Source organism: Arthrobacter sp. ok362, assembly GCF_900102785.1.
Taxonomy (GTDB): domain Bacteria; phylum Actinomycetota; class Actinomycetes; order Actinomycetales; family Micrococcaceae; genus Arthrobacter.
Window position 1 is genome coordinate 79,056 of sequence record NZ_FNGC01000006.1, and the last position, 20,893, is coordinate 99,948.

Below are 20,893 nucleotides of genomic sequence, written 5' to 3' on the forward strand. Positions count from 1 at the left end.
CAACCCCGAACAGAGGAACAGATGCAGCTCCAGGTGGCACGAATCGGCAAGCCCCACGGCATCCGCGGCGAAGTGACCGTCCAGGTGCTCACCGACGCGCCCGGCGACCGTTTTGTCCCCGGCACGCAGTTCATCGTGGAACCCGCCTCCGCCGGGCCGCTGACGGTGTTCAGCGCCCGCTGGAACAAGGACATCCTCTTGCTGGCCTTCGACGAGATCGAGACCCGCAACGACGCCGAGACGCTCCGCGGCGCCAAACTGTTCATCGAAACCGAAGAAATCGGCGCCGACGACGATGAGGGCTGGTACGAGCACGAGCTCGTGGGCCTGGACGTCCGGGTGGGCGGCAACGTGGTCGGCAAGGTCTCAGCACTGCACACCCTGCCCGTCCAGGACTTGCTGGTGGTCACCACGGATGACGGCAAGGAAGTCCTGGTCCCGTTCGTGGAGCAGATTGTGCCCGAGGTCAACGTGGGTGAAAGGTACGTCCTCGTCACCCCGCCGCCCGGACTGTTCGAGGTCAACACCGACGAGGCCCCCCAAGACCAGAACCCTGAAGACCAGAACTCTGAAGCGCTGGGCACGGAAGAGCAGGACACCGCCGCCCGGAACCCCGAAGAGCAGGGCAAGGCGTAGATGAGAATCGACGTCGTCAGCATCTTTCCGGAGTACCTGGCCCCGCTGGAGCTGTCGCTGATCGGCAAGGCCCGCCAGGATGGCCTGCTGGACCTGAGGGTCCATGACCTGCGGGAGTTCACCACCGACCGGCACCGGACGGTGGATGACACCCCGTACGGCGGCGGCGCCGGCATGGTCATGAAGCCCGAGCCGTGGGCGCAGGCCCTCACCGCCGTGGCAGCAGGGCGGTCCGAAGACGCCGGCGCACCCGGCGCTTCCGGATCTGCGGGCAAACCGGTACTGATTGTCCCGTCGCCGGCGGGGGAGCGCTTCACCCAGGCCACCGCGCACGAACTGGCGGAGGAAGACCAGCTGGTGTTCGCCTGCGGACGCTATGAAGGCATCGACGAACGGGTCCTGGAATGGGCCGCGGACCACTTCACGGTGCGGCCGATGAGCCTGGGGGACTACGTCCTCAACGGCGGCGAAGTCGCCGTGCTGGCCATGGTTGAGGCCATTGGGCGGCTGCTGCCCGGCGTCGTCGGCAACCCCGAGTCCCTCGTGGAGGAGTCCCACTCGGACGGGCTGCTCGAGTACCCCGTCTACACCAAGCCTTCCAGCTGGCGGGACCGGGACGTCCCGGCGGTGCTGCTGAGCGGCAACCACGGCAAGATTGCCCAGTGGCGCAGGCACGAGCAGTACCGGCGCACCGCCGAACGCCGCCCCGACCTGCTCGTGGAGTTCGACGCCGGCAAGCTGCCCCGCGCGGACGGCGCGGCGTTCGCTGACCTGGGGTACGACGTCGTCGACGGCCACCTGGTGCGCCGTCCCGACGCCTAACCGCCGGGATTGGGCTAACCCGCACAAAATGTGGCAAAATTAGTCCTTGTGCCTGCTGGGTTGCGAACCTGCCACAGGGGGAGCGCTACCAACAGCCCGGCACCCCGGTCCCGTCTATTCCTGACAGGGCCGGATTGACAAACTTTCGGCGGATATTTCCGGGGGGCATCTGCCCCCGGGCTTGGCCGCCGTAACCCAACGTGAGTGACCTGTGGCGTTCACCAGGAGTGGATCAATGCATATCCTCGATTCCGTAGATGCAGCCTCGCTGCGCACCGATGTTCCCGAGTTCCGCGCGGGTGACACCATCAAGGTTCACGTGAACATCATCGAAGGCAAGAACTCCCGCGTCCAGGTCTTCCAGGGCTTCGTCCTGGGCCGCCACGGCGATGGCGTCCGCGAAACCTTCACCGTCCGCAAGGTCTCCTTCGGTGTCGGCGTAGAGCGTACCTTCCCGGTGCACTCCCCGATCATCGACAAGATCGAGCTCGTCTCCAAGGGTGACGTGCGCCGCGCCAAGCTTTACTACATGCGTAACCTGCGTGGTAAGGCCGCGAAGATCAAGGAAAAGCGCGACTTCCAGCCTGCCAAGTAAGACTTCCCAGACTTCTAAGGCAGTCTTCCACCGCGGGTCCACGGACCGTACCCGGTGCGTCAGCTAGTGCGGCGCCGGAGCTATCCGCAACAGCGCAATTTAGTTCACAACAGCGCCAGGGGATACGGAACATGGAACAGCCAAAACGCCAGCCCAGGAAACCGGGCTGGCGTTTTGCGTTGCTGGCCCTGGTGCTCGCCGTGGCCATCAGCGCCGTGGTCCGCTCACTGTGGGTGGACATCTTCTTCATCCCGTCCGCCTCCATGGAACCGCTCCTGCACACCGGGGACCGGATCCTGGTGGCACGGACCGGCTTCCAGGCTGAACCCCTGGGCCGGGGGGACGTCGTCGTCTTTGACGGCCGCGGCTCCTTCGCCCCGCTCAACAGCGGCAACGGCCCCGTGGTGGATGCCCTCGCCGAAGCCGGACGCTGGCTCGGCCTCGCGGGCAGCGACACCACGTATGTCAAGCGCATCATCGGACTGCCCGGCGACCGCGTGGTCTGTTGCGATGCCGGCGGCCGGCTCACAGTCAACGGCCAGCAAGTTGCGGAACCGTACTTGTATCCGGGGGACAGCCCGAGCGATGTGAAGTTCGCTGTTGAGGTGCCCGCCGGGCGGCTTTGGCTCCTGGGGGACCACCGCTCCCTGTCGGCCGATTCCCGGAGCCTCCTGGGCGCCCCCGGCGGCGGCATGGTGCCGCTGGAGCGCGTCATTGGCAGGCCGGTACAGATCATCTGGCCGCTTGATAGATTTGCAGCAGTAGCGCGGCCCGAACCGGCTGCGACAACGACGACGACGAACGGACAGTAGATGCCCGAGACCGAACCGCGCACTCCTGATCCGCAGGGCCAGGACCGACCCCGGGTTACCGCCTCGGCGATCCCGGGGGACGAGCCGGCGGAGCACCCCACCACCCGGCTGCCGCAGGCACGGGTCGCGGACGAGCACGCCCCCGGCGCGGGAGCCGGCCATGGCGCGGGAGCCGGCCATGGCGCGGGAGCCGGCCATGGTGCGGGTACGGGCGCGGGTACGGGTGCCGGAGCCTTCGCCGGTGCCGCGGCGGATGCGCCAGCTGGCGCGCCGGCTGGGACGCCGGACGCGGGGGCTGCGGCGCCTGCTGCCGGGCCGGCGTCGGCGTCGGCGTCGCAGGACGAAAGCGCCGGGGCGCAGCGGGCTGATCGGAGCGACAGGGACCGGAGCGAGAGGGGCCGGCCCGCCGGTCCCGCCCACGCAGATGCGTCCTCGCGCCGGGCCAGGAAGGCCAAAGCCCGTGAGGGGCACAGCCCGCTCTTCCTGTGGCTGAAGGAGGTTGCCACGGTGGTCATCGTGGCGATCGTGCTGTCCTTCCTGATCAAGACCTTCCTGTTCCGGGCCTTCTACATCCCCTCCGAATCCATGGTCAACACCCTCGATGTGAACGACCGCATCTTCGTGAACCTCCTCGTGCCGGAGCCCATGGCGCTCCAACGCGGGGACGTTGTGGTGTTCAGGGACAGCCAGGGCTGGCTTGCCCCCGCAGTCCAGAAGACGAAGGGTCCGTTTACCTGGGTGCAGGACGGGCTGACGTTCGTCGGTTTGCTTCCGGACAACTCGGAACAGCACCTGGTCAAGCGCGTCATCGGGCTCCCCGGCGACCACGTCGTCTGCTGCGACGCCGGCGGACAGCTCACCGTCAACGGCGCGCCGCTGGACGAGAAGTACATCAATTCCGCGGAGATTCCCCAGGTCCGCGACTTCGACGTCATCGTGCCTGCGGGCAAGGTCTGGGTCATGGGCGACAACCGCAACCACTCCGCGGATTCACGCGCCCATATGGATACCAACGGCGGCTTCGTCAACGAGGCCGACATCGAAGGCAAGGCCGCCGTCATCGCGTGGCCGCTGAACCGGATAGCGGCCCTCGACAACTATCCGGACGTCTTCCGCAGCGTCCCTGCCCCGGCCGGAAAGTAAGCCGCCCGTTATGTCCGTCGCCCCCACCCTCGACTACGAACGCCGCTTCCGCAGCTCCGGCGCCCGGCTTCTCGCGGGCATCGACGAGGTCGGCCGCGGTGCCCTCGCCGGCCCCGTCAGCGTGGGGATCGCCGTCGTGGACCTGCAGCAGCAGAAGCTCCTGGCCGATGTCCGGGACAGCAAGCTGCTCAAGGTCGCGGACCGGGAGCGGCTGGTGCCGCTGGTGCGGGAGTGGTGCGTCGCCTCCGCCGTGGGACACGCGTCCGCGAACGAGATTGACGAGTTCGGCATCATCGGCGCCCTCCGGCTTGCCGGCAACCGGGCCTGGTTCGCCGTCCTCGCCGCCGGCATCCGGCCCGAGGTGGTCCTGCTGGACGGCAGCCACAACTGGCTCTCGCCCGATCTCCAGCCCTCATTGTTTGACGAAGCTCCCGCCGAACCCGGCTGCGACGCCCCGGTGCACACCCTGGTGAAAGCCGACATGCAGTGCCTCAGCGTCGCCGCGGCCAGCATCCTCGCGAAGGTCGAGCGCGACACCATGATGTGCGAGCTGCACACCCAATACCCGGCCTACGGCTGGGACGAGAACAAGGGCTACGGCACCGCAGCGCACAAGGAGGCGCTGCGGAGCGCCGGTCCCACGCCGTACCACCGGGTCAGCTGGCAGCTGCTCTAGGGCTGGCGCCGGCCGCCGGTGGCGCGCGGCCGGCGCCGGATGGTGCAAGATGGAACCATGAGTGCCGAGGACCTTGAAAACTATGAGACCGACATGGAGCTGCAGCTCTACCGCGAATACCGCGACGTCGTCGGGCTGTTCAGCTATGTGGTCGAGACCGAACGGCGTTTCTACCTTGCCAACCACGTTGACCTCCAGGCCCGCAGCGCCGATGGCGAGGTCTACTTCGACCTGACCCTGCAGGACGCCTGGGTGTGGGACGTCTACCGCTCCGCCCGGTTCGTCAAGAGCGTCCGCGTCATCACGTTCAAGGACGTCAATGTCGAGGAATTGCCGCGCAGCGAGGAACTCGCCCTGCCCAAGGTGGAGGACCTGGGCAACTGATCCTTCGCGTGATCCGTCGCGGCAGCCGGCCGTCCGCCGGGTTCCGCGACTCTTCCTCCACATGGGCCGGGCTGCGGTTTCCCACGCCGGTTTGCGCACGGGTTTCCCACATAGCCAAAGTGTGTCCTGTGTTCGTCCGTAGCGGTACTCCACGCTGTTGTGATGAGAGCCAAGGATGTGCTGGGCCGGCGCGGGGAGGAACTCGCCGCCGGGTATCTCGAATCGGTCGGTATGCGGATCGTGGAGCGGAACTGGCGCTGTCCCGAGGGCGAGATCGACATTGTCGCGCTCGACGGCGACGCGCTGGTCATCGCCGAGGTGAAAACCCGGAAGTCCCTCGCGTACGGGCATCCCTTCGAGGCCGTCGGCGCGGACAAGCTGGCCAGGCTCCACCGGCTGGCGTCGGCGTGGTGCCGGGTCCAGGGGCTGCGCATGCCGCCGTGCCGCGTGGACGTGATCGCCGTGCTGGACGACGGCACCGGCGAGCCCGCCGTCGAGCACCTCAGGGGGGTGGGGTAGATGGCGCTGGGCCGGACCTACTCCGTCGCCCTGGTGGGCCTCAACGGCTACATCGTGGAGGTCGAGGCCGACATCGGCCAGACCCTGCCGGCGTTCGTGATCCTGGGCCTGCCGGACGCCTCACTGAACGAGGCCAAGGAACGGATCCGCTCCGCGGCCCAGAACTCGGGGATCCCGCTGAGCCGCCGGAAGATCACGGCCAACCTCATCCCGGCGTCCCTGCCCAAACGCGGCTCGGGCTTCGACCTCGCCATCGCCATGGCCGTGCTGCTGGCGGCGAACGACATCCGGGCCACGGGCCGCACCGTCTTTATCGCCGAGCTCGGCCTGGACGGCCGGCTGCGGCCCGTGCGGGGCATCCTTCCGGCCGTGATGGCCGCGGTACGGGCCGGCTACCCCGAGGTCGTCGTGGCCCGCGCCAACGTGGCGGAGGCCGAGCTCGTCCCCGGCGCACAGGTCCGGGGCTACGCCACACTGGCCCGGCTCGCGTTCGACTGCGGCGCGGACCCGCAGGACCTCGCCCTCGACTTTGAACCCGAGCCGGATGACACGGACGGCCCCGGTACAGGCACCGGTCCTGTTCTACCGCCGGACATGTGCGATGTCTCCGGACAGGCAGCGGCGCGGCGCGCCTTGGAGGTGGCCGCTGCCGGTGCCCACCACCTGCTGCTGACCGGACCGCCCGGCGCCGGGAAGACCATGCTCGCCGAGCGGCTGCCGGGCCTGCTGCCGGACCTGGGCGACACCGAGGCAATGGAGGTCACCGCCATCCACTCCCTGTGTTCGCTGCCGTCGGGCTCCGTGCAGCTGCTGCGCCGGCCGCCTTATGAGAACCCGCACCACACCGCGACCGCGGTGGCCATCATCGGCGGCGGGTCCGGGCTGCCGCGGCCCGGGGCAGCGTCCCGTGCACACCGCGGAGTGCTCTTCCTGGACGAAGCCCCGGAGTATGACCGCGGCGTCCTGGACGCCCTGCGGCAGCCGCTGGAAAGCGGTGAGCTGGTCATTCACCGCTCGGCCGGGTCAGCGGCCTATCCCGCCCGGTTTCAGCTGGTCCTTGCGGCCAACCCCTGTCCCTGCGGCAAGGCAACCGGCAAAGGGGTGGACTGCATCTGCACCCCCACCATGCGCCGCCGGTACCAAGCACGGATGTCCGGGCCGCTGCTGGACCGGGTCGATATCCAGCTCGAAGTCGAGCGGGTGTCGCTCGCCGGCTTCGGGCAGCCTGCACCCGAGGAGGGCACCGCCAGCATCGCGGAACGGGTCCGGGCGGCCCGGGGCCGGCAGCTGGACCGGCTGCTGCCGTTTGGGATGGAAACCAATGCGCAGGTGCCGGGGCGGCTGCTGCGCGGGGCCCTCCGGCTCGATGCCCCCACCACCCGCATCCTGGACTACGCGCTGGAGCGCGGTGTGCTGACCGCACGCGGCTACGACCGCGTGCTGCGCCTCGCCTGGACCCTTGCGGACCTCTCCCGGCGCGACGTGCCCGACGGGGACGACGTCGGGCAGGCGCTGGGCCTCCGCCAGGCCGCCGCCGCCTCACCCTGAGCCTGCCGGCACAAAACCGCACCCGCAGCCCTGCGAAAGGAACCACCATGATCGATGACGAACGAACAGCCCGGGCCGCCCTGTCCCGGCTGTTCGAACCGCAGGACGCGGCGGCGCTGGCACTGGTGCAGGCCGCGGGAGCGCAGGACGCCTTGCGGATCGCCAGCGGCGGGCTCACAGCCGGTCCCGGGCTCGAGCAGGAGATCAGCGGAATCCTGGCGGACAGCGGCTCCGGCAGCGGCTGGTCAGGACTCACCGAGGCACTGAAGCGTTGGACGCCCCGCGTGCCCGACCTCGCACCGGAGCGGGACCTGGCCACCATGCAGCGGCTCGGTGGACGGATCATCATTCCCGCGGATGAGTTGTGGCCGCGGCAGCTGGCCGACCTCGGCCTGCAGGAGCCCATCTGCCTGTGGTGGCGCGGCGTGGAGCAGGAACTGCCCCCGGCGGCCAGGGCCATTGCCCTGGTGGGCTCCCGGGACAGCACCAGCTACGGGGCTTCGGTGACGGGTGACCTCGCGTACTCGCTGGCCCAGCGTGGCTTCACAATCGTCTCCGGCGGTGCCTACGGGATTGACGCCCACGCCCACAGGGCGGCCCTGGCCGGCAGCACGGGCGGCGTGCCAACCATTGCCGTCATGGCCGGGGGAGTGGACCGCTTCTACCCCTCCGGCAATGAGGACTTGCTCCGGGCTGTGGCGGACCACGGCGCGGTCCTGGCCGAGGTGCCGCCCGGGTCCGCGCCCACCCGTTACCGGTTCCTGCAACGTAACCGCCTGATTGCGGCGTTGGCCTCCGTCACGGTCGTCGTCGAGGCCCGGTGGCGCTCCGGTGCCCTGAACACGGCCCACCATGCCGAAAGCCTGGGCAGGGCCGTGGGCGCCGTGCCCGGATCCATCCACAGCGCCAACTCCGCCGGCTGCCACCGGCTCCTGCGCGAAGGCGGGGCCGTGTGCGTCACGGATGCCGGGGAAATCGCGGAACTCGCCTCCCCGAGCGGCGAGGCGATGCCCCCGGAGAAGGCAGGCCGGACGGAGGTCCACGACGGCCTGACCCTGGAGGACCTGATCCTGCTCGATGCCCTGCCGCTGCGCACCACCAGCTCGGTCGAGAAGCTGGCCACGGTGGCAGGACTGGGCCCGGACTCGGTCCGCGCCGGGCTCGGCAGGCTGGGACTGTTGGGCCTGGCCGAATCCCGGCACGGCGGCTGGAAACGCTTCGGGAAAGCGAACTGAGGTGATGAGCGCCGCAGGGAAGGCACGGCTCGCCGACCAGCTCCTTGAATGCCCCGGGAATACTGCCACAGTAGGAGGGTGTCTACACAGGATCCCGCCGCGCTGCCTGCCGCCATGCAGCTTGCCGCCGCACGCTTCGGCCGCTACCTGGAAGCGGAGCGGGGCCGGTCCGCCCATACCGTGCGGGCCTATCTCTCCGACGTCGAAAGCCTGCTGGCGCACGCCGCAACCGAGGGGGTCCAGGACCTTGCCGGGCTGGAGCTCGGAACCCTCCGGCGCTGGCTTGGCGCCCAGAGCGAGTCCGGCAAGTCCCGCGCCACCCTGGCCCGCCGCGCCGCCACCGCCAGGGCCTTCACCGCCTGGGCGGTCCGTGAGGAGCTGATCGAAGCCGACCCCGCCCTGCGGCTCAAGGCCCCAAAGCGGGAGAAGTCCCTGCCCGGTGTTCTGCACCAGCAACAGGTCCGGCGGCTCGTGGACGACGCCGCATTGGCTTCGGCCGAGGGGGGTCCGTTGGCCTTGCGCAACCGCGCCATGGTGGAGCTGCTCTACGCCACCGGTGTCCGGGTTGGCGAGCTGGCCGGCATGGACGTCGACGACCTCGACCCGGACCGCAGGACCCTCCGGGTGCTCGGCAAGGGCAACAAGGAACGCACGGTGCCCTACGGGCTGCCGGCGGCGCTCGCCGTCGACGACTGGCTCCGCCGCGGCCGGCCGGCCCTCGCCACCGGGACCAGCGGTCCCGCGCTCTTCCTGGGCGCGCGCGGCGGAAGGGTGGACCAGCGCCAGGTCCGCAGCGTGGTCAAGGAGATGCTGGAGCGGCTGGGGGACACCGCCGCCACCGGACCGCACGCCTTGCGGCACTCCGCAGCGACCCACCTGCTCGACGGCGGGGCGGACCTGCGTGCCGTGCAGGAAATTCTCGGGCACAGCAGCCTGGCCACCACACAGATTTACACCCACGTGTCGGTCGAGAGACTCCGGCAGAGCTACCAGCAGGCGCACCCCCGGGCCTGAGGATCGCGGGGCGCGGCGATGTACCGGCCGGCCCGGAAACCGGTCCGCGGAGACGGGGGCGGCGCGCCGAATAAGACGCGCCGAATCGCACTGGCGTAATTAGGAGGCGTAGGGCAGAATAAAACTCACGCCCGGGAAGTTTCAAGTTGAACTTGAAGCTGGAATGCAGCACGTCCCAGCTTCAAACCCGGTTGTATATTGGTAATCTGGCAGGGCCGCCGGCATTATTTCGGATCCGCGCAGCAGACAGACATCCAGGCAGAGGTCGTTGGGGAAGACGTACCTACAGCTATGGAGGATGGAATGTCTGTTGCACTGACCCGAGGTGTGTTGTTCGTTCACTCAGCCCCGACTGCCTTGTGCCCCCACGTCGAGTGGGCCATAGGGTCTGTCGTGGACAAGCGGACGGACTTGGAGTGGACCGCTCAGCCTGCCGCGCCCGGAATGTTCCGGGCCGAGCTGTCGTGGACCGGTGCGCCGGGCACGGGGGCCCAATTGGCGTCCGCTCTGCGCGGCTGGGCACACCTGCGCTACGAAGTCACCGAAGAACCCAGCCAGGGAGTCGACGGCGGCCGCTGGTCGCACACCCCGGAGCTTGGGATCTTCCACGCCACCACCGATGTCCACGGCAACATCATGGTTTCGGAGGACCGCATCCGCTACGCCTACGAATCCGGCGCCGGCGACCCCTCGGCCGTCTACCACGAACTCTCGCTCGCCCTCGGTGAGGCCTGGGATGAGGAACTCGAGCCCTTCCGGCACGCCGCCGAAGGCGCCCCTGTGCGCTGGCTCCACCAGGTCGGCTAGGGCCCCACCAGGCGCTACATCGCAGCAATTCCATAGCTAGGCGCCAAAAGGCAGATGGCGGCAATGTTCACGAAGAACATTGCCGCCATCTGTCATCTCGGCGTGCTGCGGGCAGGTGGAGCTACACGCTGCGTACCGCGATCACGGCGTTGTGGCCGCCGAAACCGAACGAGTTGCTCAGCGCGGCGATGCTGCCGGCGGGCAGGTCGCGGGCCGTCGTGACGACGTCGAGCGGGATTTCCGGATCCTGGTTCTCGAGGTTGATGGTCGCCGGCGCCTTGCGGTCGTAGATGGCCATGACGGTCAGCACGGCTTCCACTGCACCGGAGGCGCCAAGCAGGTGCCCCATCTGGGACTTGGTGGCCGAGACCGCGACGCTGTCCACGTGCTTGCCCAGGGCGGCCTTGAGGGCCGCGTACTCGGGCTTGTCGCCGACCGGGGTGGAGGTGGCGTGCGCGTTGACGTGGACGATGTCTTCGGGCTGGATGCGGCCGTCGAACATGGCAGCCTTCAGCGCGCGGGTGGCGCCGAGACCCTCGGGGTCCGGGGCGGTGATGTGGTAGGCGTCGGCGGTGACCGAGGTGCCGGCCAGTTCCGCGTAGATCCGTGCGCCGCGGGCCAGGGCGTGTTCCTCGGCCTCGAGCACCAGGGCACCGGCGCCCTCGCCCATGACGAAGCCGTCGCGGTCACGGTCGTAGGGGCGTGAGGCGTGCTCGGGATCGTCGTTGCGGCGCGAGAGTGCCTGCATGGAGGCGAAGGCGGCGATCGGCATCGGGTGGATGGCGGCTTCGGCGCCGCCGCAGACGACGACGTCCGCCTTGCCGGCGCGGATCAGGTCCAGGCCCACGTGCACGGCCTCGGTGCCGGACGCGCAGGCGGAAACGGGGGTGTGGGCACCGGCGCGGGCTCCCAGGTCCAGGCTTACCGCCGCGGCCGGGCCGTTGGGCATCAGCATGGGCACGGTCATGGGCAGGACACGGCGGGGGCCCTTTTCGCGCAGGGTGTCCCAAGCATCCAGAAGGGTCCAGACGCCGCCGATGCCGGTCGCGAAGGCAACCGCCAGACGGTCGTGGTCGATTTCGGTGATGCCGGAGTCGGCCCACGCCTCGCGGGCTGCGACAACGGCGAACTGCGTGGACGGGTCCATGCGCTTGGCCTCGACCCGGGTCAGGACATCGAGGGCGGGCGTGGAGGCGCGTGCGGCGAAGTGGACAGGCAGCTCGAACTTTGCCACCCAGTCGTCCTCAAGCGTGTGCGCGCCGGAGACGCCCTTGAGCGCGTTCTTCCACATCGTGGGGACATCGCCGCCGATGGGTGTGGTGGCACCCAGACCGGTAATGACTACTTTGCGTGCCATGGGATCACTCTCTGTCGGTGCGCCTGCCGTATCCGGAACCGCGAACGGGATGGCCGGGGCCTGCGAGGGAAAACTTTGGGGTCATGCAAATTGATGGTGGTCCGGTCCGGGCACTGCTGCAGCGCCCGGACCGGGCACCGGGGTCCGCCGTTGCCGGCGGAAGCCAGACTAGGCCTGGGCGTTGGCGATGAAGCTGACGGCGTCGCCGACGGTCTTGAGGTTCTTGACCTCTTCGTCCGGGATGCGGACGCCGAACTTCTCTTCGGCGTTGACCACGATGGTCATCATCGAGATGGAGTCGATGTCCAGGTCCTCGGTGAAGGACTTGTCCATTTCGACAGCCTCCGTGGCCAGACCGGTCTCTTCGTTGACGATTTCAGCCAGGCCGGCCAGGATTTCTTCGTTGTTAGCCATTGATGGCTCCTTTTCTGGTTGTTGCCCCCGGCCGCCGGTGGAATGCCGGCCGTCGTGGGCGGAAATGATTCAAACCGAGGGTTCGGCTTGGTGCGGGAATGCTTGCTGAGCACAGCATGGGGCGAGCCCTGAAAGTCAGGACATGCGGTGCAAAGGTAAAACGGGCGGAACGTATTCAGTTCAGAAAAGCGGTGGCTGCCTAAGGAAGCACGACCACCTGGGCGCCGAAGACCAGTCCGGCTCCGAAGCCGATCTGCAGCGCCAGCCCGCCGCTGAGCTCAGGGTTTTCCTCAAGCAGGCGGTGGGTGGCCAGGGGGATGGACGCCGCCGACGTGTTGCCGGCGTCGGCGATGTCGCGGGCGATCTTGACGGTCTCGGGCAGCTGCAGCTTCTTGGCCATCTCGTCAATGATGCGCATGTTGGCCTGATGCGGGATGAACGCGGCAAGGTCCTCGGCCCGGATGCCGGCGGCATCCAAGGCCTGCTGGGCCACCTTGGCCATCTCCCATACGGCCCAGCGGAAGACGGTCTGGCCGTCCTGGCGCAGGGTGGGCCACAGCGACGCGTCGGTCACTGCCGCTTCCGCATCGCTGATTGCGGCGCCGTGCTTGCCGGTCAGGGCGAGCTCGCGGATGTCCAGCATGGAGTGGGTCATCCCGATGGCATCCCACTTGCTGCCGTCCGATCCCCAGACTGAAGGGGCGATGCCCGGCGTGTCGGAGGGGCCGATCACGACGGCACCCGCGCCGTCGCCAAGCAGGAAGGAGATGGTCCGTTCCGTGTTGTCGATGACGTCGGAGAGCTTCTCGGCACCGACGACCAGGACGTAGGCGGCCGCGCCGGAGCGCACCAGGGCGTCGCCCTGGGCGATGCCGTAGCAGTAGCCGGCGCACGCCGCGGAAATGTCGAAGGCCGGGGCCGGCGTCGCGCCGAGGCGGTCGGCGAGGCTCGCGGCAGCGGAGGGGGTCGCGTACGGGTGGGTGACCGTGGAAACGATCACGGCGCCGAGCTGGGAGGCCTCGATGCCGGCCTTTTGCAGCGCCTCACGTGCGGCACCCTCGGCCATGTCAATCACGCTGACATCGGCGGGCGCGCGGTGCCGGGTGACGATGCCCGTGCGCTGGCGGATCCACTCATCCGACGAATCGATCCACTGGCACACGTCATCGTTGGTCACGATCACGCTGGGCCGGTAGGCGCCGACACCCATGATGCGGGTGTTTTCCTGTACGGGCGCCTGCTTCAAAGTGGGAACGCTCATGCCCCTCCCTCCAGTTCTGCGAATAGGGCCAGGGCCGCGGAAAGGTCGTCCGGGGTCTTGACGGTGACGGTCTTGACGCCGGACATGCCGCGCTTGGCCAGGCCGGCCAGTGTTCCGGCGGGAGCCAGTTCGATCACGCCGGTTACCCCGCGCTGCACCATCGTCTCCATGCAGAGGTCCCAGCGGACCGGACGGGACACCTGGGCGATCAGGCTGTCGACGGCGGCAGCGCCGTCGGTGACTTCCGCGCCGTCGAAGTTGGACAGCAGCGGTACCTGCGGGTTCTGGGGGTGCAGCGACGGGCGCAGGGCCTGCAGGGCCGCGCCGGCGGGGGCCATGTGCGCGGTGTGGAACGCGCCCGCGACCTTCAGCGGAATGACCCGGGCCTTGGCCGGCGGGTTCTCCGCCAGGGCCTTGAGCTGCTCCAGGGTGCCGGCGGCGACGGTCTGGCCGGCCCCGTTGACGTTGGCGGCGGTGGCCCCGGCGGCGCCAATGGCTGCCAGGACGTCCGCGGGGTCGCCGCCCACGACGGCGCTCATGCCGGTCGGGGTGGCGGCAGCGGCGGCGGCCATGCTGTTGGCTCGTTCGCGGACAAACGTCATGGCTTCGGTTTCCGACAGCACACCGGCGAGCGAGGCCGCGGTGATTTCGCCGACGGAGTGGCCGGCAAGGATGACCGGAAGCGTGCCGAGTTCGACGTCGAACAGTGACTTTGCGGTCACCAGGCCTGCGGCGACAATCAGGGGCTGCGCTACCGCAGTGTCCTTGATGGTCTCCTCATCGGAGGTGGTGCCGTGGGCGGTGAGGTCGATGCCTGCTATTTCGCTGAGGGAGGCCAGGAGGCCTGCGACGGGTGGCAGTTCCAGCCAGGGGGCCAGAAAACCAGGGGTCTGGGAGCCCTGTCCAGGGCAGACGATTGCAAGCACGTAACCAGCTTTCCAAATTACCGCGTGAACATTCGTGTTTTCATGCACCAAGCTCACTGGGTCAGTTTGTAGGAAGTCTACAACGGTTCAGGAGCCGTTGCGGGGAGGCTGCCGCTCCGTGGGGGCCTTCGGCGGGGCCGAAAGCCGGCCCACCACGAGGGCGGTCTGGAGCACGAACGCCTCCCGCGGCAGCAGCGGATCCCAGCCCGTGACGTCGCAGACGCGCTTGAGCCGGTAGCGCACCGTGTTGGCGTGGACGAAGAGTTCGCGGGCCGTCGCCTCGAGCGAATGGCCCAGTTCGAGGTACGTGCCCAAGGTCTCCACCAGCCCGTTGGAGGCGGCCAGCAGCGGGCGGTAGATGTTCTTGACCAGCGAGCGGCGGGCGGCGTCGTCGCCGGAGATGACGCGCTCGGGGAGCAGGTCATCGGCCGCCACCGGGCGCGGCGCGGAAGGCCATGCCCGGGCCGCGGTGAGGCCGGCGAAGGCTGACTGGGCGGAGCCGCTGGCTTCCAGGAGGGAACCGGCCTCCGGGCCGTAGACCACCGGGCCGGGAGCAAAGAGTTCGCTGAGCTTCAGGTACGCGGTCTCCCGGTCGTGGACCCCGCCGAGGATCAGGATGAGCCGGTCGCCCTGGATCCCCACAAGGGCGTCCTCGGCGAAGCGCCCTGCGGTGCGCCGCAGTTCGCTGACGTAGCTGGCGCTTGGTTCGGACGGGGAATTCCCGACCATCACAGTGAAGCGTTCCTGCGCCTTCCAGCCCAGGGCCGCGATCCTGGACCGCAGCGCGTCCGTGTTTTCGCCGCGGAGGATGGCATCGACAATCAGGGCCTCCAGGCGGGTATCCCAGGAGCCGCGGGATTCCGCGGCGCGGGCGTAGACGTCGGCGGCCGCGAACGCGACCTCCCGCGAATAGCGCAGCACGGCTTCCCGGAGGGCCCCCTGGTCCGCTTCCGGGGCGATGACCGGGACCTGGTCCTCCACGACCTCCACGACGATCCGGATCAGCTGGAGCGCCTTCTGGAGGCTGATGGAGCGGGTCAGCTCGGTGGGCGCGGTGCCGAAGACGTCGGAGAGGATCCACGACGGCGAGCTCGGCCGCTCGTACCATGTGACGAAGGCTGCGATGCCGTTCTGGGCCACCATGCCCAGGGCGGAACGTTCATCCGAGTTCAGCCGGCTGTACCACGGCAGGGATTTCTCCAACTGGCGCAGCGTCGTCGTCGACAGCTGGCCCACGCTGGCCCGGAGCTTCTTGAGGGTCTCGGCCTTCTCCGGAGTCATCGCCCTCGAGGCCGGCTTGCGTTTTTCGGGAGTGGTGATCGGCTCTGCCATGCATTGAGCATACGGGGCGCGCCGTCCAAGCTCCATTTGTGCGAAGGCTACAACTGCCGTTGTCCTGCATCACAACGTCCACGGCCCGGCCAACGGCCCGGCCAACGGCCCGGCCCCCGATCCGGCCCCCGGAGGGAGACGGCGGGGGACGGCGGGCTTAAACGCCCGACGGCGGCCCCCCACCTTTCGAAAGAGGAGCCGCCGTCGGTCATGGCTGCCTGGCCTCACGGCCGGGCGGGGGCGTCGGGTTAGGAGTCGCCGCCCGCGTTGCCGGTGGTGCCGGCGTTGACGTTGTGCAGGCGGTACTTCTCGATGGCCTGGGCGGGCGCCTGGGCATCCACTTCGCCCCGACGGGCCAGCATCTCCAGGGAACGGACCACAACCGAGTGGACGTCGTTCTTGAAGAAGCGGCGTGCCGCGGCGCGGGTGTCCGAGAAGCCGAAGCCGTCAGCGCCGAGCGAGGCAAACTCGTTCGGGAGGAACTGGCGGATCTGGTCCGGCACGGCCTTCATGTAGTCGGTGACGGCCACGATCGGGCCGGTGGCGCCGGCGAGCTGCTGGGTCACGAACGGGACGCGGGCGGGCTGGCCGGGGTTGAGGAAGGAGTCTTCCTCAGCGGCCATGGCGTCGCGGCGCAGTTCGGTCCAGGAGGTCACGGACCAGACGTCCGCTGAGACGCCCCAGTCCTCGGCGAGGACCCGCTGGGCTTCGAGGGCCCAGGGGACGGACACGCCCGAGGCAAGGATCTGCGTGCGCGGGCCGTCAATCTTGGCCGGTGCGAGCAGGTAGATGCCCTTGACGATGCCCTCGACGTCGAGTTCCGCCGGTGCCGGCGGCTGCACGATCGGCTCGTTGTAGACCGTGATGTAGTACATCACGTTCCGCGACGGGTCGTTGTCGGCCGGGCCGGGGCCGTACATCCGGTTGAGGCCGTCGCGCATAATGACGCCGATCTCATAGCCGTATGCCGGGTCGTAGGTGACGACGGCCGGGTTGGTTGCCGCCAGCATGGGGGAGTGCCCGTCCGCGTGCTGCAGGCCTTCGCCGGTCAGCGTGGTGCGGCCGGCCGTGGCGCCGATGATGAACCCGCGGGTCATCTGATCCGCGGCGGCCCAGAAGGAATCGCCCGTGCGCTGGAACCCGAACATCGAGTAGAAGACGTAGACCGGGATGAGCGGTTCGCCGTGCGTGGCGTAGGACGTGCCGGCGGCGGTGAAGGCTGCCACGGACCCGGCCTCGTTGATGCCGGCGTGCACGATCTGGCCGGAGATGGACTCCTTGTACGCCAGGACGAGCTCGCGGTCCACGGAGAGGTAGTTCTGGCCGTTCGGGTTGTAGATCTTCGCCGTCGGGAAGAACGCGTCCATGCCGAACGTTCGGGCCTCATCCGGAATGATCGGCACAATCCGCTTGCCGAACTCCTTGTCCCGCATGAGGTCCTTGAGCAGGCGGACAAACGCCATGGTCGTGGCGGCATGCTGTTTGCCGGAGCCGCGGTTGGCGACTTCGTAGGCCTTCTCATCCGGGAGGGTGACGTCCACGTGCTTGGAGCGCCGCTCGGGGACGAAGCCGCCGAGTTCCTTGCGGCGGCCCATCAGGTACTGGATCTCCGGGGAGTCCATGCCGGGGTGGTAGTACGGCGGCCGGTAGAGGTCCGCTTCCAGCTGCTCGTCCGTGATCGGGATGCGCAGGTGGTCGCGGAAGGCCTTGAGGTCGGCCATCGTGAGCTTCTTCATCTGGTGGGTCGCGTTGCGGCCCTCGAAGTGCGTACCCAGGCCGTAGCCCTTGACCGTGTGGGCCAGGATGACCGTGGGCTTGCCCTTGAACTCGGTGGCGGCCTTGTAGGCGGCGTAAACCTTGTTGTAGTCGTGACCGCCGCGCTTGAGGTTCCAGATCTCGTCGTCGGACAGGTCCTGGACCATTTCCTTGGTCTGCGGGGTCTTGCCGAAGAAGTGCTCGCGGACGAACGCGCCGGACTCGGCCTTGTACGTCTGGTAATCGCCGTCGACGGTCTCGTTCATGATCTTGACGAGCGAGCCGTCCTCGTCCTTGGCCAGCAAGTTGTCCCACTCCCGGCCCCAGACCACCTTGATGACGTTCCAGCCGGCGCCGCGGAAGAAGGCCTCGAGTTCCTGCATGATCTTGCCGTTGCCGCGGACCGGTCCGTCGAGGCGCTGGAGGTTGCAGTTGATGACGAAGTTAAGGTTGTCGAGCTTGTCGTTGGCCGCGAGCTGGAGCAGGCCGCGGGACTCGGGCTCGTCCATTTCGCCGTCGCCCAGGAACGCCCAGACCTGCTGGTCCGAGGTGTCCTTCATGCCGCGGTTGTGCAGGTACCGGTTGGACTGCGCCTGGTAGATGGCGTTCATCGGGCCGATGCCCATGGAGACCGTGGGGAATTCCCAGAATTCCGGCATGAGGCGCGGGTGCGGGTAGGAGGAAAGGGCATGCCCTTCCTTGGACTTCTCCTGACGGAAGCCGTCCATGTCCTCTTCGCTCAGCCGGCCTTCCATGAAGGCGCGGGCGTACATGCCGGGGGAGGCGTGGCCCTGGAAGAAGACCTGGTCCCCGCCGCCGGGGTGGTCCTTGCCGCGGAAGAAGTGGTTGAACCCGACTTCGTAGAGAGTTGCGGCGCCGGCGTAGGTGGAGATGTGGCCGCCGACGCCGATATCCGCACGCTGGGCCCGGTGCACCATGACCGCGGCGTTCCAGCGCAGCCAGGCGCGGTACTTGCGTTCAATCTCCTCGTCGCCCGGGAATTCCGCTTCCTGGTCCACCGGGATGGTGTTGACGTAGTCCGTGGTGGTGACCATCGGAACACCCACGCTCTGCGCCCCGGCCCGCTGGAGCAGGCTGCGCATAATGTACTGGGCACGTTCAGTGCCCTGTTCCTGAATCAAAGTGTCCAGGGACTCCAGCCATTCGGCGGTCTCTTCCGGATCACGATCAGGCAGCTGGTTTGTCAACCCGCTGAGGATATGGGAGGTATCTTCTCCTGCAGCCACGTCCAACCTCTCTTTGAGCGCATCCATCGGCACCCTCAGCTCCGGGCAGGGTGACTGCCTGGCGTGAACGCGTCGTGTGCGACATATCGGTTACAACAGCCCGGTCGTATGCGCCGGGCAAGGTCCAATCACGGTACGCCTGCCTGTAAATAGCCGGGCGGTTGCCCGCGCAGGCGTAGTCGTCACCTGCCACTCTAGCCGTGCGGGCTGGCGGATGCGTAGCCGCCCCATGGACCCGCCACCGTATTTCACGGGCATACTGGTTGTGTGACGAAGCGCTGCCCGGCAGCCTCCGGATCGCCCCGTGTGACGCAGAATATGGCGGATCGCGGTGCCAACAGCTTGAAGCGAGAGCTCAAAGGGTGTTGGCTTGGAGTAATGGAAATCACTAGTGCCATTGAAAACATGAAGCAATTCACAAAGCATAGGAGCAACACGTGAGCGAGGCCGACGCCGCTACTTCGGTAAATGTGGCGGAGAAACTGGGTTTCAAAGACGGGGACCTGATTCAGGAATTCGGTTATGACGACGACGTCGACTTCGACTTGCGAGACGATATCGAAGATCTCACGGGCTCTGAGCTTCTCGACGAGGACGATCACGAGGTGGTCGACGCCGCCATTCTCTGGTGGCGGGCAGGTGACGGAGACCTTGTTGACACCCTGGTCGATTCGCTGACCACTCTCACCGAGGGCGGCGTTGTCTGGGTCCTGACTCCCAAGTCCGGCCGGGACGGCTACGTGTCGCCGGCCGACATCCAGGATGCCGCGCCCACCGCGGGGCTCCACTACACCACGTCCGCCGGCGTCTCGAAGGACTGGAGCGCCACCCGGCTGGTCACGCGGAAGAACAAGTGACCCAAGCGGTCCAGCACGAGGCCACTGCGGTGTCTGCCGCTACGCTGTCCGCCGCCGTGGCGCCCGTTCCCGGCATCGGCGATCCCGCCCCGGATTTCGAACTCGCCAATCAATTCGGCGAACCCGTGCGCCTCTCGGACTTCCGCGGGCACAATGTAGTCATTGTCTTTTATCCCTTCGCTTTCTCCGGCATCTGCACCGGGGAACTGTGCGAAATCCGGGACAACCTGGCCCTGTTCGAAGATGCCGATGCCGCCGTGCTTGCAGTCTCGGTGGACAGCAAGTTCGCCCAGCGGGCCTACGCCGAAAAGGAAGGCTACGGCTTCGACCTGCTCGCCGACTTTTGGCCGCACGGCGCCGTGGCCTCGGCGTACGGGGTGTTCGACTCTGAGAGCGGCATGGCACTGCGCGGCACCTTTATCATCGACGCGGCGGGAATCGTCCGCTACGTCGTGGTGAATCCCCGCGGCCAGGCCCGGGACCTTGCCGAATACCGGACTGCCCTCGCGGGACTCGGCGGGAACTGATCCGGTGAGGCAGCGGCGGCCAGGAATCGGCATGACCGGGTTTGCCAGCCTCCCGCCGGTCGCGGCAGCCGAGACCGCCGCGGAGCTCCAGTGCAGCGAACTCGGGATCCTGCAGGACATCCACGGCCTCCTGTCCGGGCGACAGTTTGCGGTGCTGACCGGCGCCGGCCTGAGCACGGATTCGGGCATCCCGGATTACCGGGGGCCCGGCGCCGCGCCGCGGACCCCCATGACCTACCAGGAATTCATCGGCGAACCCGGAAACCGGCAACGCTACTGGGCCCGTAACCACATCGGCTGGTCGCACCTGCGCCGGGCCGATCCCAACGACGGCCACGCCGCGGTAGCCCGGCTGGAACAGCGGGGACTGCTCACCGGGCTCATCACCCAGAACGTGGACCGTCTCCACGAGGACGCCGGCAGCGTCAACGTGGTGGACCTGCACGGCCGGTTCGACCAGGTTGTGTGCCTGGACTGCCAGCGGCGGTTCAGCCGCCGGATGCTGGCCGGTGTCCTGGAGGAACTCAACCCCGGGTTCCTGGAACGGGCGCAGGCCGCCGGGGTAGTTGAAATGGCCCCCGACGCCGATGCCACAGTCGAGGACTCCGGACTGATCGAATCGTTCGTCGTCGCCCGCTGCCCCGCCTGCGCGGGAACCTTGAAACCAGACTTCGTGTACTTCGGCGAAAACGTGCCCAAGGACCGCGTGGAGCGCTCCTACGCCATGGTTGACGCGGCCCGGGCGCTCCTGGTGGCCGGCTCATCGCTCACCGTGATGAGCGGCCTGCGTTTTGTCCGCCACGCGGCGAAGCAGGGCAAAGCCGTGGTCATCATCAATAAGGGACCGACCCGCGGGGACAACCTCGCCACCATCAAGTTGGAGGCAGGCGTCAGCGGGGCCCTGACCTGGCTCGCCGCCGAGCTGCCGCCACTGTAGGGACGCCCTGGCCGATTGGCGCATGGCCGGTGACATCCGGTACAGTAGCTGTTCGTTGGTTGAAGCGCTGAGGCGCGGATACCGCGGTT

At 68.1% G+C, this 20,893-nt stretch carries 20 protein-coding genes and 1 pseudogene; 15 read left to right on the top strand and 6 right to left on the bottom strand.

Translation table 11 applies throughout. The features are described from left to right. The first annotated feature begins 21 nt into the window (after positions 1-21). The 12 genes and pseudogenes from rimM (at position 22) to BLQ10_RS09595 (ending at position 10,191) form a co-directional block, all read left to right on the top strand. Positions 22-636 carry a ribosome maturation factor RimM gene (rimM, locus tag BLQ10_RS09535; protein ID WP_091561147.1) on the top strand — a complete coding sequence of 205 codons (615 nt, stop codon included), beginning with the start codon at positions 22-24 and terminating at the stop codon, positions 634-636. Next, positions 637-1,458, top strand: coding sequence for a tRNA (guanosine(37)-N1)-methyltransferase TrmD (trmD, locus tag BLQ10_RS09540; protein WP_091561150.1), 822 nt, complete (start codon positions 637-639; stop codon positions 1,456-1,458). 235 nt (positions 1,459-1,693) lie between these two features. Further along, positions 1,694-2,053, top strand: coding sequence for a 50S ribosomal protein L19 (rplS, locus tag BLQ10_RS09545; RefSeq protein WP_090578701.1), 360 nt, complete (start codon positions 1,694-1,696; stop codon positions 2,051-2,053). A gap of 131 nt (positions 2,054-2,184) precedes the next feature. Beyond that, on the top strand, positions 2,185-2,865 hold the full coding sequence (gene lepB / locus BLQ10_RS09550; protein ID WP_091561152.1) for a signal peptidase I: 681 nt from the start codon (positions 2,185-2,187) through the stop codon (positions 2,863-2,865). 477 nt (positions 2,866-3,342) lie between these two features. Then, positions 3,343-4,008 (top strand): annotated as a pseudogene (gene lepB, locus BLQ10_RS09560) (signal peptidase I); the annotation flags it as partial. 10 nt (positions 4,009-4,018) lie between these two features. Then, a complete protein-coding gene (locus BLQ10_RS09565; RefSeq protein ID WP_091561154.1) occupies positions 4,019-4,684 on the top strand; it encodes a ribonuclease HII in 666 nt (221 codons plus the stop codon). A gap of 57 nt (positions 4,685-4,741) precedes the next feature. Continuing rightward, positions 4,742-5,068 (top strand): DUF2469 domain-containing protein, encoded by a 327-nt coding sequence (locus BLQ10_RS09570; protein WP_018773443.1) that lies wholly within the window; start codon positions 4,742-4,744, stop codon positions 5,066-5,068. Positions 5,069-5,230: 162 nt separating this feature from the next. Next, positions 5,231-5,587 carry a YraN family protein gene (locus BLQ10_RS09575; RefSeq protein ID WP_091561157.1) on the top strand — a complete coding sequence of 119 codons (357 nt, stop codon included), beginning with the start codon at positions 5,231-5,233 and terminating at the stop codon, positions 5,585-5,587. Continuing rightward, complete coding sequence (locus BLQ10_RS09580) at positions 5,588-7,135, top strand: YifB family Mg chelatase-like AAA ATPase (RefSeq protein WP_091561158.1); 1,548 nt, start codon at positions 5,588-5,590, stop codon at positions 7,133-7,135. A 47-nt stretch (positions 7,136-7,182) separates the two neighbouring features. Continuing rightward, positions 7,183-8,370, top strand: coding sequence for a DNA-processing protein DprA (dprA, locus tag BLQ10_RS09585; protein ID WP_091561160.1), 1,188 nt, complete (start codon positions 7,183-7,185; stop codon positions 8,368-8,370). A 114-nt stretch (positions 8,371-8,484) separates the two neighbouring features. Further along, a complete protein-coding gene (locus BLQ10_RS09590) occupies positions 8,485-9,384 on the top strand; it encodes a tyrosine recombinase XerC (protein WP_091561162.1) in 900 nt (299 codons plus the stop codon). A 303-nt stretch (positions 9,385-9,687) separates the two neighbouring features. Then, positions 9,688-10,191: a DUF3145 domain-containing protein gene (locus tag BLQ10_RS09595; protein ID WP_091561164.1), complete on the top strand. Its 504-nt coding sequence runs from the start codon at positions 9,688-9,690 to the stop codon at positions 10,189-10,191. Between the two features lie 121 nt (positions 10,192-10,312). On the opposite strand, the gene fabF is transcribed toward BLQ10_RS09595, so the two are convergent. From fabF to aceE, 6 genes are all read right to left on the bottom strand, one after another. Next, positions 10,313-11,548 (bottom strand): beta-ketoacyl-ACP synthase II, encoded by a 1,236-nt coding sequence (gene fabF / locus BLQ10_RS09600; protein WP_091561166.1) that lies wholly within the window; start codon positions 11,546-11,548, stop codon positions 10,313-10,315. Positions 11,549-11,716: 168 nt separating this feature from the next. Continuing rightward, positions 11,717-11,962 carry an acyl carrier protein gene (locus BLQ10_RS09605; protein WP_091561168.1) on the bottom strand — a complete coding sequence of 82 codons (246 nt, stop codon included), beginning with the start codon at positions 11,960-11,962 and terminating at the stop codon, positions 11,717-11,719. Positions 11,963-12,161: 199 nt separating this feature from the next. After that, positions 12,162-13,223, bottom strand: a complete 1,062-nt coding sequence (locus BLQ10_RS09610) for a beta-ketoacyl-ACP synthase III (RefSeq protein ID WP_091561170.1) — start codon at positions 13,221-13,223, stop codon at positions 12,162-12,164. Then, positions 13,220-14,149 (bottom strand): ACP S-malonyltransferase, encoded by a 930-nt coding sequence (locus BLQ10_RS09615; protein ID WP_091561171.1) that lies wholly within the window; start codon positions 14,147-14,149, stop codon positions 13,220-13,222. The genes BLQ10_RS09610 and BLQ10_RS09615 overlap by 4 nt, the downstream gene beginning before the upstream one ends. An 87-nt stretch (positions 14,150-14,236) precedes the next feature. After that, positions 14,237-15,481: a PucR family transcriptional regulator gene (locus BLQ10_RS09620; protein ID WP_091561174.1), complete on the bottom strand. Its 1,245-nt coding sequence runs from the start codon at positions 15,479-15,481 to the stop codon at positions 14,237-14,239. Between the two features lie 248 nt (positions 15,482-15,729). Then, on the bottom strand, positions 15,730-18,510 hold the full coding sequence (gene aceE, locus BLQ10_RS09625; protein WP_175558552.1) for a pyruvate dehydrogenase (acetyl-transferring), homodimeric type: 2,781 nt from the start codon (positions 18,508-18,510) through the stop codon (positions 15,730-15,732). 410 nt (positions 18,511-18,920) lie between these two features. Here aceE and BLQ10_RS09630 point away from each other — a divergent pair, with 410 nt between their 5' ends. Genes BLQ10_RS09630 through BLQ10_RS09640 form a run of 3 tightly spaced genes read left to right on the top strand, consistent with a single transcriptional unit; the run spans position 18,921 to position 20,804 of the window. Continuing rightward, positions 18,921-19,340, top strand: coding sequence for a DUF3052 domain-containing protein (locus tag BLQ10_RS09630; protein WP_018773429.1), 420 nt, complete (start codon positions 18,921-18,923; stop codon positions 19,338-19,340). Positions 19,341-19,369: 29 nt separating this feature from the next. Beyond that, a complete protein-coding gene (locus BLQ10_RS09635; protein ID WP_091561509.1) occupies positions 19,370-19,867 on the top strand; it encodes a peroxiredoxin in 498 nt (165 codons plus the stop codon). Between the two features lie 4 nt (positions 19,868-19,871). Further along, positions 19,872-20,804: an NAD-dependent protein deacetylase gene (locus BLQ10_RS09640; RefSeq protein WP_091561177.1), complete on the top strand. Its 933-nt coding sequence runs from the start codon at positions 19,872-19,874 to the stop codon at positions 20,802-20,804. Positions 20,805-20,893: the final 89 nt, after the last annotated feature.